This window comes from Bradyrhizobium sp. MOS003 (assembly GCF_003020125.1).
Classification (GTDB): Bacteria; Pseudomonadota; Alphaproteobacteria; order Rhizobiales; family Xanthobacteraceae; genus Bradyrhizobium.
On record NZ_PYFW01000002.1, the window covers coordinates 679,796 to 697,521 of the forward strand.

The following is a 17,726-nucleotide window of genomic DNA, read 5'->3' on the forward strand; positions in this document are numbered from 1 at the left end:
GCTGCACCGCGTCCGGGACACGAGAGCACTAAACCCCCGCCACCGACGTCCAGACGTCCGCGAGTTTCTTCCGCAGCGCTTGCCGGCGCGTCAATGGAAGCGGCGTCTCGTCGTCCTCCGGAAGGCGCAGGCCGACGACGCTGACGCGGCCGCCGGAGATGCTGCGCGCAACCAGCACGATCTCATCCAGCGGCAGCTCAGCGCCTTCCTTCGGCGCCTGGTCGAGATGGACGTCAAAATAGTCGGCCAAGGTCAGCTTGGCCTCGTCCTCGCCGATCTTCACGCCATAGATCTCGGTGAGCTCGGCGAGCGTGTGCTCGGCCGAGACCATGAAGTCGCCGAGCAGATGCGGATCGGGGATCGCGCTCGGCTGCATGTCGACGAAGAAGCGGTCGAGCGCCTCGGCTTTCTCCGGCGGCGCCAGCAGATAGATGTAGTCACCGGGCGCGATCGGATCGGCCTCCAGCGGCGTCAGGATGTTCTCGTTGCGGATCACTAGCGTCGGCTTGGACCAGGACGGGATCAGGCCGCGGCGGAAATACAGGCTCTTGGGCCGCACGGGATAACCGACCAGCTGCTGCTCGAGCTGGCCGGGCAGATCCAGTTCGACGCGGCGCGGACCGCGCTCGGCGCGCGGCAGCGCGACATGCAGCTTGCGCGCCGCGGGCGCCAGCGTCCAGCCTTGCAGCAGCAGCGAGATGATGACGACGACGAAGGCCACGTCGAAATAGAGATAGGCCTTGGACAGGCCGACCAGCATCGGGATCGAGGCCAGGAAGATCGCGACCGCGCCGCGCAGGCCGGTCCAGGCGATGAAGACCTTCTCGCGCCAGTTGAAGCGGAACGGCGCCAGGCACACGAACACCGCGATCGGCCGCGCCACCAGCATCAGCACGAAGGCGATCCCGACCGCCGGCAGTACGCTGCCGCCGAGCCGGCTCGGCGAGACCAGCAGGCCGAGCAGCACGAACATCACGATCTGCGCCAGCCAGGTCGCGGCATCGAGGAAGGTCACCACCGAATTATGCGCGCGGGTCGGCCGGTTGCCGATGATGATGCCGGCCAGATAGACCGCGAGAAAGCCGGAGGCGTGCATGATCTGCGAGCCGCCGAAGATCACGAGCGCCGCGGTCGTGACGAACGGCGCGTGCAGACCCTGCGGCAGCGCGACCTTGTTGAGGGCGAGCACGACCAGACGCCCGCCGATGATGCCCACGACGGCGCCCAGCACGGCTTCCTGGACGAACTCCATCAGAACATGGCCTGCGGAGCTCGATCCCAGCGAGATGTATTCGACCAGCATCAGGGTCAGGAAGATCGCGAAAGGATCGTTGGTCCCGGATTCGGCCTCCAGCGTCGCACCGACACGCGGGCGCAGGCGCAGGCCCTGGGTGTGCACCAGCAGGAACACCGCGGCGGCGTCGGTCGAGGCGACCACGGCGCCGACCAGGAACGACTCCGTCCAGTTGAGGTCGAGCGCGTATTTCGCGAACGGCGCCGTGATCAACGCGGTCAAGAGCACCCCGACGGTCGCGAGCACCACGGAGGGCGCGAGCACGGTGCGGATGCTTGCAAAGCGCGTCTTCAGGCCGCCGTCGAACAGGATCAGGGCCAGCGCGACAGAGCCGACCAGATAGGTGGTGCGGACGTCGTCGAACTGAAGCTGGCCGGGGCCGGAATCGCCCGCGAGCATACCGATCAAAAGGAACACGAGCAGCAAGGGCGCGCCGAAGCGCAGCGCAAGCAGGCTCGACAGGATACCGGCCATCACGAGGACGGCGCCGAGCAATATTGCGATGCTGACGGAGTCGAGGGAAGCCATCCACCTTCCGGGCAAAAACAGCTGGAATTGCATCCATATCGTCGCGACCGCGGCACGCCAACCCATTTCTCCCGCTCGCGGCAATCTGCCCGCGTTTTACGGCCTTAACGCCCATCACATGCCGGTGTATCGATGGCCCGGCCGCGGCCTTTGTGGGAATCTGCGGCTCCCTCGAATCAATTCCTCCCCCCGTTTGCCGACGAGACCAATGGACATGGACCTCAAGGACTTCATGGAGTTCGTGCAAACCACGGCGCGCAGCGTCGGGGCGGAAATCTCCTCGCCCTGGTTCTACCTGCAATTCGGTCTCATCCTGGCCGCGGCCGGCATCGCCTATGCCGCGGACGCCGCCATCCGCGCCCGGGTCGACATGACCACGCTGGCGATGCGCTGGCCGCTGCCGCTCCGGCACTTCGCCCGGGTGATGGTCTCCAGCGCCTCGACGGCGGTGTTCACGTTGCTCGTGATCGTCTCCCGTGTGGTGATGTACCACGCGACCTGGCCGAGCCGTTCCTACCTGCTGATGGTCGCAGCCAAGCTCGGCCTCGCCTGGCTCGTGATCCGGCTGGTGACGACGGTGCTGCGCAATGCCTTCATCGTCCGCCTGGTGTCGATCACGGCGTGGTTCGTCGCCGCGCTGTCCATTCTCGGCCAGCTCGATACGACCGTCGATCTGCTCGATGCCTACGCGATCGTGCTCGGTGGCCTCAGGCTGACCCCGCTGCTGGTCCTCAAGGCCGGCGCGCTGCTGCTGATCGCGCTCTGGGCCACCAACATCGCGAGCAATTTCGCCGAGAGCCGGATCAACGCAACCACCGATCTGACGCCGTCGGTGCAGGTGCTGCTGGTCAAGATCATCCGCATCGGGCTTCTTGCCATCGCAATCGTCATAGCGCTCGGCGCGGTCGGCATCGACCTGTCGGCGCTCGCGGTGTTCTCCGGAGCGGTCGGCGTCGGCATCGGCATAGGCCTGCAGAAGATCGTCGCCAATTTCATCTCTGGCATCATCCTGCTCGCCGACAAATCGGTGAAGCCCGGCGACCTCGTCACCATCGGCGACAATACCGGCCGCATCAGCGCGATGAAGACGCGTTATATTTCCGTCGCCGCCGGCGACGGCCGCGAATTCCTGATCCCGAACGAGGATCTGGTGACGCAGAAGGTCGTCAACTGGACCTATACCGACAAGAACACGCTGGTGAAGATCGCCTTCGGCACCAATTACGACGCCGACCCGAAGCTGGTCACCAGACTCGCCGCCGAGACCGCCGCCGCCCATCCCCGGGCCCAGAAGGGCAAGCCGCCGAACAGTATTCTGACCGAGTTCGCGGAGGCCGGGATGAAATTCTCGCTGACCTTCTGGATCGCCGATCCCGACGGCATGGACAACGTCAAAAGCGACGTGATGCTGGCGCTGTGGGACGCCTTCAAGCGCGAGGGCATCCGGGTTCCCTATCCGGTCCGCGAGATCCGCATCCGGGGCGGCGCGCTGCCGGTGGAAACCACCGTAGAAGTCCCGAATTAGGCCCGCTTTCGGGCGCAAGCCGCGGCCAGATTCCTGTTTTGACGCGTTTTCTTCACGCGAACCGGTAGCCACTTCGCTCGAAAACACTCTGCGTTGGCTTGCATGAAGGCCCGTGATCGTTAGATTAGGGCCTGAAATCAAGCCCTTCCGCCGACATCGACCCCTTTTCAGAAGATCGCGCCCGCATGAGCTACGTCGAAGCCTCCGATACCTCCCTGCGCAAGACCGGACAGATCAAGCTGCATGGACCGAGCGCGTTTGCCGGCATGCGCAAGGCCGGTGCACTGGTGGCGAAGTGCCTCGACGAACTCACCGACATCGTCGGCCCCGGCGTGCCGACCGACCGTATCGACCAGTTCGTCCGCGAGTTCGCCTTCAGCCACGGCGCCTTTCCGGCGACGCTGATGTATCGCGGCTATCGCTACTCGACCTGCACCTCGCTCAACCACGTGGTTTGCCACGGCATGCCCGGCGACCGGCCGCTCAAGGAAGGCGACATCGTCAACATCGACGTCACCTTCATCGTCGACGGCTGGTATGGCGATTCCAGCCGGATGTATGCGGTCGGCCCGATCGCACGCAAGGCCGAGCGGCTGATCGAGGTGACCTATGAGGCAATGATGCGCGGCATCGCCGCGGTGAAGCCCGGCGCCACCACCGGCGACATCGGTCACGCCATCCAGAGCTTCGTCGAGCCGCAGGGCATGAGCGTGGTGCGCGATTTCTGCGGCCACGGTCTGGGCCGCATGTTCCACGACGAGCCGAACATCATCCATATCGGCCGGCCCGGCGAAGGCGTGCAGCTCAAGCCCGGCATGTTCTTCACCATCGAGCCGATGATCAATCTCGGCAAGCCGCATGTGAAGATCCTCTCCGACGGTTGGACTGCCGTCACCCGCGACCGCTCGCTATCGGCACAGTTCGAGCACTCCGTCGGCGTGACGGCGACGGGCGTCGAGATTTTCACGCTGTCGGAGCGGCACGGCGAGAAGCAGGTCGGGTAAGCTCGCACAGGCTCGCTGGCGGGACGTAAACCGGATTTGTCTCCGCAATTGACGGTTGCAAAAACGCGGGTCCCCGGCAATGCTGGCGGCCGATGCCCGCCAAGCCGGACCACGACAAGAGCAAGCCTGACGACGAGCCGCATTATCTCGGTCATCGCGAGCGGCTGCGCGAGCGCTTCTACAGCGCGGGTGCGGATGCGCTCAGCGACTACGAACTGCTGGAGATGGCGTTGTTTCCGGCGCTGCCGCGGCGCGACACCAAGCCGCTGGCGAAAACGCTGATCAAGACCTTCGGCTCGTTCGCCGAGGTCGTGCACGCACCGGTCGCGCGACTGCGCGAGGTCGACGGCGTCGGCGACGCTGCGATCAACCAGATCAAGTTGCTTGCCGCAGCCGCGAGCCGCGTGGCCAAGGGCGAGGTCAACAGCCGCAACGCACTATCGTCCTGGAACGAGGTGATCGACTATTGCCGCTCCAGCATGGCCTTTGCCGACAAGGAGCAGTTTCGCCTGCTCTTCCTCGACAAGCGCAACCAGCTGATCGCCGACGAGGTGCAGCAGACCGGCACGGTCGACCACACCCCGGTCTATCCGCGCGAGGTGATCAAGCGCGCGCTGGAATTATCGGCGACCGCCTTGATCCTCGTCCACAACCATCCCTCAGGCGATCCCTCGCCCTCGCAGGCCGACATCCAGATGACGAAAGCGATCATCGACATCGCCAAGCCGCTCGGCATTGCCGTGCACGATCACATCATCGTCGGCAAAAGCGGGCACGCGAGTTTGCGCGGGATGCGGTTGATCTAGCATAGATCAGGTCGCCGGCTTCCTGGCGGCTTTGAGATGGTCTTCTGCAGCCGTGATGCCGGCGAACGCCTTGAGCGTCAGAGCAGTCGGCTGCGGCTTCCACCCGGAAACTATTTTCTCCGCATTCTCACGTTCCGATTTGGACAAAAGGCCGGCCATCTCATTCACGTTCTTGGCCGGCGCCACCTTCGAAAGTTTGAAGTACGCATATGACAGGGACAAATCCCTCGGCGTTCCCTTTCCTGCGGAATATGCCCGGGACAGGCTGAAGAGAGCCTCGGGCAGCCCTTGATCGCCGGCCATCTTCCACCATTTCAGCGCTTCTTCCGGATTGCCCCGCCGGTCGTACAGGAGGGCGACATCGTGCTCGGCGCGCGCATAGCCGGCCTTGGCGGACACAAGCTTGTATTTCAAGGCTTGATCCGGGTCGGCGGCGACGACGCCCGCACCTTGCCCGTCATAATAACAGCCGAGCTTGTAGGCGCCGAGCGGATCGTCGGCCGCAGCCGATTTCCGAAACCATTCGAATGCCTGGCTGCGATCCTGCTGCGTGCCGATGCCGTTATTGTACATCATGCCGACATGGTATTGCGCCTCGGCATCTCCCCGATGAGCCAAGGTCACCATTGCATTGAAGGTGCCCACATCGTCGGCATGGGCGGGCATCGCGAGAAGCAGCAGGCACGAAAAAGCCAGGGCAACGAATTTCATGTCAAAGCCCGATCGAGTTTTGAGCCGTCCTGTCTTGGTCACTCGACACGAAAGAAAAGTTCGAAACTGGCAAAAAACTGGGAAATCAGCGAATCCGGGCCTATCCGATTTTAACCTGTTCGGACTTGACCAGCGCTGCACGTCCTCGGCGGTATCGGCGCCGCCTACTGCCGCAGCATGATCAGGGGATCGGCAGTATCTGGGACACGCCGCCACTGCGCGTTGTCGTCGGCCTCGAACTGCCAGACGTCGCCCGATTTCGACATCAGGATGATCTGGCCGCGCTCGAGCCGCCATTGCGTCGGGTTGAACTGCGCGACGGCCGGGTCGCATTTCGGCTTGAGGAAGACCTGGAAATTGTCGGGGCTCGCTTCCGTGTTGGTCAGCGTCAGCCCGCAGACCGGCTGGCCGTTGCCGCGCACCATGGCCCAGTCGCCGATCATCTGGTCCATCGACTTGGCCATCGAGCGCGCGGCGGCGAGATCCTGCAGGATGTAGACGCCCTCGCCCTGACGCAGGCCCTCGAAGATGCCGGCCTCGACCTCGGTGAAGTCGATCACGGCTTCACCGGTCGCGTCCTGCAAGCGAACGATGTCGAGACCCCTGACGCTCCAGGCCACGATATCCTTGGTGAAGGGCAGTGCGGTCTTGCAGGCCGGCTCGAGTTCGAGCTTGAATCCTTGCGCGACCGGGTCGCCCTTGATCGTGACGACGCAAGTCTTGCTGCGTTCGGTGGTCGAGAGCTCCCACTGCCCAAGCATCTCCTTCTTCAGGGTCGTCGCATCCTGCGCATGCGCAATGCCGATCGCGGCCAAGGCCGCGACGGCGAATACGACGACCCGACGTGCGATCATCAGCGCCCCTTGAATGGCGTTTCGGCAACCGGCGTCAGCGGCGCCTTGCCTGAGAACCATGATTTGAGGTTGTCGACCACGAGCTGGTCCATGGCGTTGCGCGTCACCACCGAGGCCGAGCCGATATGCGGCAGCAGCACGACGTTCTGCATCGCCTTGAGCTCGTCCGGCACGGTCGGCTCGGCCGCGAACACGTCGAGACCGGCGGCGAGGATGGTGCCGGATTTCAGAGCCTGCACCAGCGCCGGCTCGTCGACCACGGAGCCGCGCGCGACGTTGATCAGCACGCCGCGCGGGCCGAGCGCCTTCAGCACCTCGGCATTGATCATCTTGTTCGTAGCCGCGCCGCCGGGCACGATCACCATCAGCGTGTCCACCGCCTTCGCCATCTCGATCAGATCGGGATAGTGCTTGTAGGAGACGTCCTTGGACGGATTGCGCGAGTGATAGACCACCGGCACCAGCGAGGCGTCGAGCCGGCGCGCGATGGCCTGGCCGATCCGGCCCATGCCGACAATGCCGACCTTGCGGTCGCGCAGCGAGCCGACGCTGAGCGGATAATTCTGGGTCTGCCAGAGCCCGGAGCGCACGTAACGGTCGGCCTTGATGAATTCGCGCAAGGTGGAGATCAGCAGGCCCATCGCGACGTCGGCGACCTCCTCGGTCAGCACGTCGGGCGTGTTGGTGACGATGATGTTGTGCTCGGCCGCGTATTTCGCATCGACGTGGTCGTAACCGACGCCGAAGCTCGCCACCATCTCGATCTTGGGCAGCTTCGACAGCGAACCCTTGTCGGCGCGGACGGTGTGATAGGTCACCGCCACGCCGCGGATCTTCTCGCGAATTTCCGGCGTCAACCGTTCGAGGTCGCCATGCGTCTCTGCCTTATGCACGACGAAATGATCGGAAAACCCGTTCTCGAGGATCGGCCGCACCGGCCCATAGATCAGAAGGTCGATCTTCTCGGACGAAATCGAACCGGCAGCCATCAGTTTTCCTTTCCAAGCGCGCTCTCGTGCCAGCGCCGTAAAACGAGGTGGGAAACTACCGCCAGCACCCCATAGATGACAATCCCGGCCAGCGACAACAAAAGCAGCGCTGCGAACATGCGGGGTATGTTCAATCGATACCCGGACTCGGCGATCCTGTAGGCAAGCCCGGAGCCGGCACCGGCCGTTCCGGCCGCGATCTCGGCCACGACCGCGCCGATCAGCGACAGGCCGCCGGCGATGCGCAGGCCGCCGAGGATATAGGGCAACGCCGCGGGCAGCTCGAGAAAGCGCAGCGTCTGCGGCTTTGAGGCGCCATAGAGCTGGAACAGGCCGGCGAGGTTGCGATCGACCGAATTCAGCCCGAGCGTGGTGTTCGACAGCACCGGGAAGAAGGCGACGATGAAGGCACAAGCCACCACCGCGGTCTGCTGCTCCAGATAGATCAGCAGCAGCGGCGCGATCGCGATGACAGGGGTAACCTGGAGCACGATGGCATAGGGGAACAGCGAATATTCCACCCATTTCGACTGGTTGAACAGCAGCGCCAGCGCGATGCCGCCGATACTGGCCGCGGCAAAACCTTCGAGCGTGGTCAGAAGCGTGGTGGCGAGCGATTGTGACAGCACCGCCCAGTCCTTGATCAGCGTCAGGACGATGACGGAGGGCGCCGGCAGCACGTAAGGCGGGATGCCCTTGATGCGGACCAGGAGTTCCCAGGCGAGAATGCCGGCCGCGAACACGATGACGGGAAGCACGAAGCGCAGCGCGGCTTGCGCAGATCGCGCTTTCGCGGTGACGGTCGCCTGCGCGCTCATAGCGTCGACTGCCCCGAATAGGATGGCGCCAGCGCGGCCGACACCTTCCGGCAGTAATCGGAATAGGCCGCGGACGTGCGAAACGCCTCGCCGCGCGGCTCGACCGTCTCGATGCGGATGTCGGCCTGGATGCGGCCGGGCCGTGCCGTCATCACCACCACGCGCTGCGACAGATAGACGGATTCGAACACCGAATGGGTGACGAAGATGACGGTCTTGCCGAGGCTGCGCCACAGCGCGAGCAGATCGTTGTTGAGCCGGAAGCGCGTGATCTCGTCGAGCGCGGCGAACGGCTCGTCCATCAGCAGGATATCGGGATCGGTGACGAGCGCGCGCGCCAGCGACACCCGCATCTTCATGCCGCCGGACAGCTCGCGCGGAAAGGCATCGGCGAAATCGGCTAGCCCGACGCTGGCCAGCGCCGCGTCGGCACGCCCGCACGCCTCCGCCTTCGGCACGCCGGCGAGCCTCAGCGGCAGCCGCACATTCTCGCGCACGCTGGTCCAGGGCATCAGGGTCGGCTCCTGAAACACGAAGCCGATCCCGTGACCTGGCTGCACCATGCCCTCGTGATGGGCCACCCGCACGATGCCGGAGGACGGCGCGCTGAGTTCTGCAATCAACCGTAACCCCGTCGACTTGCCGCAACCGGACGGGCCCAGCAGCGAGATGAACTCGCCCTTGCGGACAGTGAGGTCGAACGGCCCGAGCGCCATGACGCCATTGTCATAAGTCTTCGTCACGCCGCGCAGGCTGACGGCGAGATGCGTCAGGCCGGCGTCGGCCGCGGGCGGGTTTTTGCCTGATGACATCGACCTTGCGCTACGGCTTGTTCGGGCGCAGCTCGACGCCGACGCCCTTGTTGACGAAGCGCAGCGTGTAGGATTTGCGGAAGTCGAGATCGCCCTTCACGACGCCGGCCTTCACCATCTTGTTGAAGAAGGAGGTGTAGCGCTCGTCGCTCATCGCGCCGATGCCGTTCTTCAAGGAGTCGCCGGAATCGACGATCCCGTATTCCTTCATCTTCGCGACGGAGTATTTCAGCAGATCGTCGGTCATCTCCGGATTGAGCTGCTTGATCATGGCATTGCCGGCGGAATTGTCGCCGTAGATATAGTTGTACCAGCCGATCATGGAGGCATCGACGAAACGCTGCACCATATCCGGCTTCTTCTCGACGGTGTCGCGGCGAGCCTCTATCAGGGTCGAATAGGTGTTGAACCCGTAATCGGCCAGCAGCAGCACATTGGGCTTGAAGCCGGCGGCCTTCTCGACCGCGAAGGGCTCGGAGGTGACGTAGCCCTGCATTGCGCTCTTGGGGTTGGCGATGAAGGGTTGCGGATTGAAATTGTAGGGACGAACGTTTTTCTCGTTGAAGCCGTATTCGGACTTCAGCCACTGGAAATAGCTGCCCATGCCTTCCTTGGAAACGAACAGCGTCAGCGGCTTGAGATCCTCGATCTTGCCGACCTTGGCATCCGGCTGCGTCAGCATCACCTGCGGATCCTTCTGGAAGATCGCGGCGATGGTCACGACGGGAACGTTGTTGGCAATTGCGTCGAACGACATCAGCGTGTTCGCGGCCATGAAGAAATCGATCTTGCCGGCAATCAGCAGCATCCGGTTGTTCTCGTTGGGGCCGCCGGGGACGATGGTGACGTCGAGGCCGTATTTCTTGTAGGTGCCGTCGGCGACCGCCTGGAAGAAGCCGCCATGCTCGGCCTCGGCGACCCAATTGGTGCCGAAGGTCACCTTGTCCAGCGTCTCGGCGCGCGCCTCGACGCCACAGACGAAAGCCGACATCAAGCCTGCAATGAGCGCTCGCCGCAGATGGAAGGGGGTCATAATGGCACTCCGTCGATCGCTTCCGGCCAATCGCGTCTGGCTCATGTGAACGCAACGCGATAAAACCGCATGACATCAGGGGACGCGAGCCGGCCGGGCCCGCATCCCCTGATACCCCAAATTACGTGACAAATTCGGGCAATGAAACCTCCAAAGACTCCTCAATGATGCCATCCCGCGACTGGACCGAAATCCGCTGGGCCGATGCGCCCCCCGCGGACACGTCGCGCTGGATCGCGGTGCTGCCGCTGGCGGCAACCGAGCAGCACGGCCCGCATCTGCCGTTTGAGACCGACGTGCTGATCGCGGACGTCTATCTCGCACGTGTCCGCGAGCTGTTGCCTCTGAGTGTTCCGGCCAGTTTCCTCCCCGTTGAACCGGTCGGGATTTCCACCGAGCATATCGACTATCCGGGCACGCAGACTCTGGCGACTGAAACCGCCTTGAAGCGATGGACCGGGATCGGCGAGGAGGTCGCGCGTCGCGGCGTAAAGAAGCTCGTCATCATCACCAGCCATGGTGGCAACAGCGCGGCCATGATGCTGATCGCGCAGGATCTGCGCGCGCATCAAAAACTGTTCGTGGTGACGACGTCGTGGTCGCGGCTGTCAGGCGCCGACAAACTGTTCCCGGCCGACGAAGTGCGCCACGGCATTCATGGCGGCGCGGTCGAGACCTCGATCATGCTGGCGCGCTATCCCGAGCAGGTGCGCAAGGATGCGATCGCGGATTTTCCCGCGAGCAGCGTCGCGCTGGAACGGCAATATCGCTGGCTGTCGACGCAGCGGCCCGCGCCGTTTGCCTGGCAGGCGCAGGATCTCAACCCCAGCGGCGCCGTCGGCAATGCGACATTGGCCGTGGCGGCGAAGGGCGAGCAGCTCATCGATCAGGGCGCCCGTGCTTTTTGCGAGCTGCTGGGCGAAGTCGATAACTTCGACGTGAACAGGCTCGCCAAGGGGCCTCTCGGCTAGCCTTTATCCTCCTGGAAACACTTGCGAAAACTCCTCGCTCCGGGAGCGGATTTGCCGCATTCGAACCGGACGCGAGGCGCCTCCGTCAAACTGGGCACGCGGGCCACAACGGACCGCCTCAACCCGGATGGAGTTGCACATGTCGATCAAGACCAAGATTGCCGCTCTCGCGCTCGCGACCCTCGCCGTCACCGGCAGCATCGTGTCCACCACCTCCTCGGCCGAGGCCAAGCCGCCCGGTTGGGTCTGGGGTGTCGGTGCCGGCATCGCCACCGCCGCCGTCGTCGGCTCCGCGATCGCCGCCAACAACGATCCCTATTACCACGGCTATCACCGCTGCGGCTGGGTCGCCCAGTACAACGCTTTCGGCCAGTACATCGGCCGCGTTCGTACTTGCTACTGATCTGAGTACCTGAGGCCTATCTTACGTGGATCCTGCGTCCGACACGGGCGCCTCATCCACCCCGTGTCGTGCCCCCGACCCCGCCCGGCTGTCCCCCCGGGCGGGGTCATTCCTTTGGGCCGCGAGAATTTGTTGCCGTCCCGTCACACAGAGGTGCGAACCATCCTGTGCAATAAACTGCACCAGTTGCTATTGCGAATTAATCGCAATAAAGTCCGCAACGGGTTCAGGAACTTGGGACGATATCGCGTCGAATCGGGGTCATATCGATTGATGACGCGAGCCACCAAGACCTGATGACAGGACCACCGCGAATCGGCAGGGATATCGCGGCGGATGGATACATTCGTGTTTTGGGGGCGTGCGTTTTGACGTTGAGAGGTCACCGTTACCAGCACTTGCGGACGGCTGCGGCGATTGCCTCGGGTGTGCTGGCTTTTCCCGCCGCAGGCCGCGCGGCCGATCTGCCGCTGAAGGCACCGGCGCTGAAAGCGGTCTATGACTGGACCGGCCTCTATATCGGCGGGCATGTCGGTGTCACCCGCGGCACTTCTTCGGCGACGTTGACCGATCCCACGCTCGCAACCGACGACAACGTCTTCACCGGCGCGACCGGCGGCGTCCAGGCCGGCTACAATTGGCGCCTCAATTCGGGCCTGCTGCTCGGCGTCGAAGGCGACATCTCGTTTCCGAACTATATGCCTTCCAACCACGTCGTATCATCGGCGGCGACCGCGTTGTCGGGCGCGGAAGAACGCTGGGACTATGTCGCGAGCTTGCGCGCGCGGCTCGGTTACGCCACCGGCAACTGGCTGCTCTATGCCACCGGCGGCGCGGCCTTCGCCGGCGAGCGCTTTTTGTCGACGCCGACGGGCGGCGTTGAAGAGAAGGTGCTGCACACCCGGTTCGGGTGGACCGCTGGCGGCGGCGTCGAATACGCCTTCGCGCCGCATTGGACCACGCGGCTCGAATATCTCTACAGCAAGTTCGAGAACGCCAGCGTCACCTTTCCCTCCGGCGGGCAATATTCATCGTCGATGGATTTTCACAGCCTGCGGATCGGCCTCAATCGCAAGATCGATTGGCCGGGCCTGCCGACCTACAATCCGAAGTCTGACGTCACCGATACCGAGTCGAGCCGCTGGGAGATTCACGGCCAGTCGACCGCGCTGGGACAGGGCTATCCCGCCTTCCGCGCGCCCTATACCGGACCGAATAGCCTGCTACCCTCGCCCGATTTTCAGCAGACCTGGAGCAATTCGCTCTATCTCAACGCGCGGCTGTGGGACGGCGGCGAGGTCTATTTCAATCCCGAGCTGCTGCAGGGTTTCGGCTTCAACAATACGACGGGCGCAGCAGGCTTTCCCAACGGCGAAGCGCAGAAGTCCGGCTTCCCCTATCCGCATTTCAATGCCTCCCGGCTGTTCGTACGCCACACCTTCGGCTTCGGCGGCGAGCAGGAAGAGTTGGCCTCCGGCCAGCTTCAGCTCGCGAACAAGGTTGACGTCTCGCGCCTGACCTTGCAGGTCGGAAAATTCTCCGTGGTCGACGTGTTCGACGGCAATTCCTACGCGCACGATCCGCGCAAGGATTTCATGAACTGGTCGATCTGGGCGTCCGGTGCCTTCGACTATGCCGCCGACAAGCTCGGCCTCGGCTACGGCGCCACCGCCGAATTGAACCAGAAGCAATGGGCGATACGCGGCGGCTACTTCCTGATGGATGCCGTTTCCAACTCGAGCAATTTCGACATGAACGTCGGCCGGCGCGGCGAATATGTCGTGGAGCTCGAGACGCGCTATTCGCTGTTGGGCCAGCCCGGCAAGCTGCGCACGCTCGGCTTCCTCAACAGCGCCTATTCCGGCAGCTATCGCGAGACGCTGGACAATCCCGCCTTCGGCGTGGACATCAGCCAGACCCGCCGCGGCCGGATCAAATACGGCTACGCCCTCAACCTCGAACAAGCCATCACCGACGATATCGGCGTGTTCGGCCGCTGGAGCTGGAACAACGGCCGGACCGAGATCATGGCATTCACCGACATCGATCGCAGTCTGTCCGGCGGCGTCTCCGTCAAGGGAGCAAAATGGGGTCGGCCCGACGATGTCGTCGCCATCGCCGGTGCCGTCAACGCGCTGTCGCAGGACCATCGCGACTTCATCGCAGCCGGCGGACTCGGTCCCCTGATCGGCGACGGCCAGCTCAACTACCGCCGCGAGCGCGTGCTGGAGACCTACTACGCCTATGCGCTGAACAAGGCACTCACCTTCACCGCCGACTACCAGCTCATCGTCAACCCCGCCTACAACGCCGACCGCGGACCGGTGTCGGTGTTTTCAGGGCGTCTGCACGGCGAGTTCTGAGCGAGCCCCCTACGCCGCCCGGATCGCGTCCAGGAACTTGCCGACCTCGACCTTGAGGCGGCTGCTCTCGCCGGACAGTGATCTGGCCGAGGCGAGCACGTTGGAGGAGGCCGATCCGGTCTGACTCGCGCCGCGCTGCACGTCGACGATGCTGGCGGAGACCTGCTGGGTGCCGCGTGCCGCCTGCTGCACGTTGCGGGAAATCTCCCGCGTCGCTGCGCCCTGTTCCTCGACCGCCGAGGCGATCGCGGACGCGATCTCGGACATCCGGGTAATAGTGTCGCCGATCGCCTTGATGGCGCCGACGGACTCTTCCGTCGCTGTCTGAATGCCCGTGATCTGCTGGCTGATTTCGCCGGTGGCCTTGGCGGTCTGCTCGGCCAGCGCCTTGACCTCGGAGGCGACCACCGCGAAGCCGCGCCCGGCTTCACCGGCGCGCGCGGCCTCGATCGTGGCGTTGAGAGCCAGAAGATTGGTCTGGCCTGCGATCTGGCTGATGAGCTCGACGACGTCGCCGATCCGCCCCGCGGCCTTGGCGAGCTCCCCGACATGGTCGTTGGTCCGCCCGGCCTGTTGCACCGCCTCGCCGGCGATGCGTGCGGAGTCCTGCACCTGCCGGCTGATCTCGTCGACCGACGAGGCCATCTCCTCGGCCGCGGAAGCAACGGTCTGGACGTTGGTAGAGGCCTGTTCGGACGCTGCCGCGACGGTTGCGGTGACCTTCTCCGATTGATCGGCCGTGCTCGTCAGCGTTCCCGCGGACACCTCCAGCTCCGAGGAAGCCGACGATACCGTGTTGATCACGTCGCCGATCATGGCTTCGAACTCGCGCGCAATCTGGTCCATGCGCTGGCTGCGCCGGAGCTTCGCGTCGGCTTCGACCGCGGCTGCCTCGTCGGCAGCCTTCTTGGCGAGCAGCGAGTCCTTGAAGTGCTGCAGCGAGCCCGCCACCTGGCCGATCTCGTCATTGCGGCCCGTCGCGGGGATCTCGACCTCGTGCTGTCCGGCGGCGAGCGTTCCGATCACGTCCGCGATCCGGCCGAGCGGTGCCACGACGCGCCTGCGCAGCATCAGGGTCACGCCACCGAGCGTCCCGAGCAGCGCCAGCACCACCACGCCTGCGAGCGCGAGCATCGCCAGTGCACCATCGCGCGCGGCCGAGGCACGGTCGGCCGCTTCGGCCAATGCGGCATCGCGCACGCCGTAGAACATCTGGATGGCCGGCACGATGACCTTCGCCAGCTCGTCGGCGTCGACGCCGTACTTGCCGTCACCCCTCGCTGCGGGCATCTCCTTTTCGACGACCAGCGCTGCTTTGCCAAAATAGGACTCCGTCGCCGCCTTCAGCGCGGTGGCAATCCGGGGCGGATTGCCGAGCATCTCCATGCCGGCTTCGATACGCTGGCGGTCGGCGTCCACACGTCCCTGCATGCGATCCATGAGCGAGAATTCGGCCGCCACCAGAGGACGGCGGGCCGACAGCGCCGGCGACAGCGTGGCGGCGCGGCTGCCGGCCGAGACGCGGAGATCCTGCGCCGTTCGCGCCAGGCCCAGAAACGCCGCGAGCGAGGAATCGGCATTCACGACGTGTCCTTCGAGCCGGTTCATGATGGGCTCGATCTTGCCGATGACCTCGGCGACACCGGGCAGGAAGCCCTTGACCACGGCGCTGTCGCGCGCCGCCAAGGGCACGCTCATCGCGCGATCTGCCGTCGTATAGAGCTCCTTGAGCCGCCCGGCGGCACGATCCAGGGTTTCGACCATCGCTGCGCTGTCATCGAGCGCCATGATGGCGCGCCGGGCGGCCTCGAAGCCGGCATCGGCCGCTTTCGCAGCCTTCCCCGCAGCTTCGCTCTGGGCCTGCGTCGCGACGCCCTCCTGGAAGATCGGAGAGATATAGGGCGCACGAAGCCCGGCGACGTGCTGGCTGACGGTCAGCATGGCGCCAAAGGCATCGACGGTCTTGATCGCGTCGGAGCGGTTCGTGAAGATGCGGGTCTGGGGTATCAGCACCTCGGCGCCAAGGATGACTGCGAAAACCGTCACCGTCAGCATCGACAGCGCGAAAAGTTTCCCGATCCGCATCTTGGGTCTCCAATATATTTCTGCAATGTCGAAAACTAGCCGCCGGCCACTAAGAGCCCGTTAAACAACGGACATCCCGTAGTTCCACGGGGCGCAGGCGGTCGGCCCGTGATCGTCGTGCTGTTGCCGGGGACGCCAATGTGGGCAAAATTGGCGGCATTTGCGCCCGGAATACCTATATCAAAGGATACGGCGTCCATCCCGCCGCACTCCCATACCTCGGAACGTCAATGCTCTCGGTCGAACTCGTCATCGTCGTTGTCCTGATCGTCATCAACGGCCTCTTGTCCATGTCGGAGCTGGCCGTGGTCTCGTCCCGCCCGGCGCGGCTGTCGATGCTCGCCGCGAAGGGCGTGCGCGGCGCCGAGCGGGCGCTGACGCTGGCCGCCGATCCCGGCAAATTCCTCTCGACGGTGCAGATCGGCATTACGCTGGTCGGCGTGCTCTCCGGCGCGTTCTCCGGCGCGACGCTCGGGCAGAGGCTGACGCAATGGCTGCTCGAGCTTGGCCTGTCCGCGGGCATTGCCGACATCGTCGGCGTCGGCATCGTCGTCACGCTCATCACCTACGCCACCCTGATCGTCGGTGAGCTGGTGCCGAAACAGGTGGCGCTGCGCGATCCCGAAAGCATCGCGGTCAGGGTCGCGCCCGCCATGCACGTGCTTTCGAAGGTCTCGCTGCCGCTGGTCTTTCTGCTCGATCTTTCGGGCAAGCTGATCCTCTCGATGCTCGGCCGCGGCGGCAAGGCCGAGGAGAAGGTCTCGGAGGACGAGATCCATCACCTCGTCAACGAGGCCGAGAGCGCAGGCGTGCTCGAACCCGGGGAGAAGGAGATGATCGCCGGCGTGATGCGGCTCGGCGACCGGCCGGTCGGCGCGGTGATGACGCCGCGCACGGAGGTCGACGAGATCGACCTCAACGACGATCCCGCCGCCATCCAGGAGATCATCGCCAAGAGCCCGCATTCGCGCTTTCCCGTCTCCGACGGCGACCGCGACAAGCCGATCGGCGTGCTCCAGGCCAAGGACCTGCTGGTCGCCTATATGAGCGAACGGACGCCGGATCTGCGCGCGCTGGTGCGCGAGGCGCCCGGCATCCCGGCGTCGGCAGACGCGCGCGACGTGGTGACCATCCTGAGGGCCGCGCCGGTTCACGTCGGTTTCGTCTACGACGAATATGGCGGCTTTGAAGGCATGGTGACGGCCGCCGACATCCTCGAATCGATCGTCGGCGCCTTCCATTCGGAGGAGGGACCGCCGGAGCCGGCCTTCGTCAGGCGTGCCGACGATTCGCTCCTGATCGCCGGCTGGATGCCGGTCGACGAATTCGGCGAATTGCTCGGTGTCCAACTGCCGCCGCACCGCTACAACACGGTGGCGGGCCTGGTGCTGCAGCAGTTCAACGCGCTGCCCGACACCGGCGACGCCTTCGACTTCGGCGGCTGGCACATCGAGGTGGTCGATCTCGACGGGCGGCGGATCGACAAGATTCTGGCGAGCCGGTTGACTGAGGTCGAGACGGGATAGTTCG

15 protein-coding genes are annotated in these 17,726 nt (G+C 64.5%); 7 read left to right on the plus strand and 8 right to left on the minus strand.

The window, feature by feature from the left end:
* Positions 1-28: 28 nt before the first annotated feature.
* Positions 29-1,822: a potassium/proton antiporter gene (locus tag C7G42_RS13690; protein ID WP_106949731.1), complete on the minus strand. Its 1,794-nt coding sequence runs from the start codon at positions 1,820-1,822 to the stop codon at positions 29-31.
* A 208-nt stretch (positions 1,823-2,030) separates the two neighbouring features.
* On the opposite strand from C7G42_RS13690, the gene C7G42_RS13695 reads away from it, so the two are divergent.
* The 3 genes from C7G42_RS13695 (at position 2,031) to radC (ending at position 5,157) form a co-directional block, all read left to right on the plus strand.
* Positions 2,031-3,347: a mechanosensitive ion channel family protein gene (locus C7G42_RS13695; protein ID WP_106949459.1), complete on the plus strand. Its 1,317-nt coding sequence runs from the start codon at positions 2,031-2,033 to the stop codon at positions 3,345-3,347.
* Positions 3,348-3,532: 185 nt separating this feature from the next.
* Positions 3,533-4,351, plus strand: a complete 819-nt coding sequence (gene map / locus C7G42_RS13700; protein WP_106949460.1) for a type I methionyl aminopeptidase — start codon at positions 3,533-3,535, stop codon at positions 4,349-4,351.
* A gap of 92 nt (positions 4,352-4,443) precedes the next feature.
* On the plus strand, positions 4,444-5,157 hold the full coding sequence (radC, locus tag C7G42_RS13705; RefSeq protein WP_106949461.1) for a RadC family protein: 714 nt from the start codon (positions 4,444-4,446) through the stop codon (positions 5,155-5,157).
* 6 nt (positions 5,158-5,163) lie between these two features.
* Here the strand turns inward: radC and C7G42_RS13710 are convergent, their stop codons facing one another.
* From C7G42_RS13710 to C7G42_RS13735, 6 genes are all read right to left on the minus strand, one after another.
* Complete coding sequence (locus tag C7G42_RS13710; RefSeq protein ID WP_106949462.1) at positions 5,164-5,868, minus strand: tetratricopeptide repeat protein; 705 nt, start codon at positions 5,866-5,868, stop codon at positions 5,164-5,166.
* A gap of 164 nt (positions 5,869-6,032) precedes the next feature.
* Positions 6,033-6,722: an AprI/Inh family metalloprotease inhibitor gene (locus tag C7G42_RS13715; protein ID WP_106949463.1), complete on the minus strand. Its 690-nt coding sequence runs from the start codon at positions 6,720-6,722 to the stop codon at positions 6,033-6,035.
* Positions 6,722-7,711 (minus strand): 2-hydroxyacid dehydrogenase, encoded by a 990-nt coding sequence (locus C7G42_RS13720; protein WP_106949464.1) that lies wholly within the window; start codon positions 7,709-7,711, stop codon positions 6,722-6,724. The genes C7G42_RS13715 and C7G42_RS13720 overlap by 1 nt, the downstream gene beginning before the upstream one ends.
* Positions 7,711-8,529, minus strand: a complete 819-nt coding sequence (locus tag C7G42_RS13725; RefSeq protein ID WP_106949465.1) for an ABC transporter permease — start codon at positions 8,527-8,529, stop codon at positions 7,711-7,713. The genes C7G42_RS13720 and C7G42_RS13725 overlap by 1 nt, the downstream gene beginning before the upstream one ends.
* Positions 8,526-9,341 carry an ABC transporter ATP-binding protein gene (locus C7G42_RS13730; RefSeq protein WP_106949466.1) on the minus strand — a complete coding sequence of 272 codons (816 nt, stop codon included), beginning with the start codon at positions 9,339-9,341 and terminating at the stop codon, positions 8,526-8,528. The genes C7G42_RS13725 and C7G42_RS13730 overlap by 4 nt, the downstream gene beginning before the upstream one ends.
* Positions 9,342-9,351: 10 nt before the next feature.
* Positions 9,352-10,374, minus strand: coding sequence for an ABC transporter substrate-binding protein (locus C7G42_RS13735; RefSeq protein WP_106949467.1), 1,023 nt, complete (start codon positions 10,372-10,374; stop codon positions 9,352-9,354).
* A gap of 164 nt (positions 10,375-10,538) precedes the next feature.
* Between C7G42_RS13735 and C7G42_RS13740 the strand changes: the two genes are divergently transcribed.
* The 3 genes from C7G42_RS13740 (at position 10,539) to C7G42_RS13750 (ending at position 14,111) form a co-directional block, all read left to right on the plus strand.
* Positions 10,539-11,345 carry a creatininase family protein gene (locus C7G42_RS13740; RefSeq protein ID WP_106949468.1) on the plus strand — a complete coding sequence of 269 codons (807 nt, stop codon included), beginning with the start codon at positions 10,539-10,541 and terminating at the stop codon, positions 11,343-11,345.
* Positions 11,346-11,484: 139 nt separating this feature from the next.
* Entirely contained in the window at positions 11,485-11,748 is a 264-nt protein-coding gene (locus tag C7G42_RS13745; RefSeq protein WP_162308326.1) for a hypothetical protein, read from the plus strand.
* A gap of 398 nt (positions 11,749-12,146) precedes the next feature.
* On the plus strand, positions 12,147-14,111 hold the full coding sequence (locus C7G42_RS13750; protein ID WP_199580884.1) for a carbohydrate porin: 1,965 nt from the start codon (positions 12,147-12,149) through the stop codon (positions 14,109-14,111).
* 9 nt (positions 14,112-14,120) lie between these two features.
* Here the strand turns inward: C7G42_RS13750 and C7G42_RS13755 are convergent, their stop codons facing one another.
* Entirely contained in the window at positions 14,121-16,196 is a 2,076-nt protein-coding gene (locus tag C7G42_RS13755) for a methyl-accepting chemotaxis protein (protein ID WP_106949471.1), read from the minus strand.
* A gap of 230 nt (positions 16,197-16,426) precedes the next feature.
* On the opposite strand from C7G42_RS13755, the gene C7G42_RS13760 reads away from it, so the two are divergent.
* Positions 16,427-17,722 carry a hemolysin family protein gene (locus C7G42_RS13760; RefSeq protein WP_106949472.1) on the plus strand — a complete coding sequence of 432 codons (1,296 nt, stop codon included), beginning with the start codon at positions 16,427-16,429 and terminating at the stop codon, positions 17,720-17,722.
* Positions 17,723-17,726: the final 4 nt, after the last annotated feature.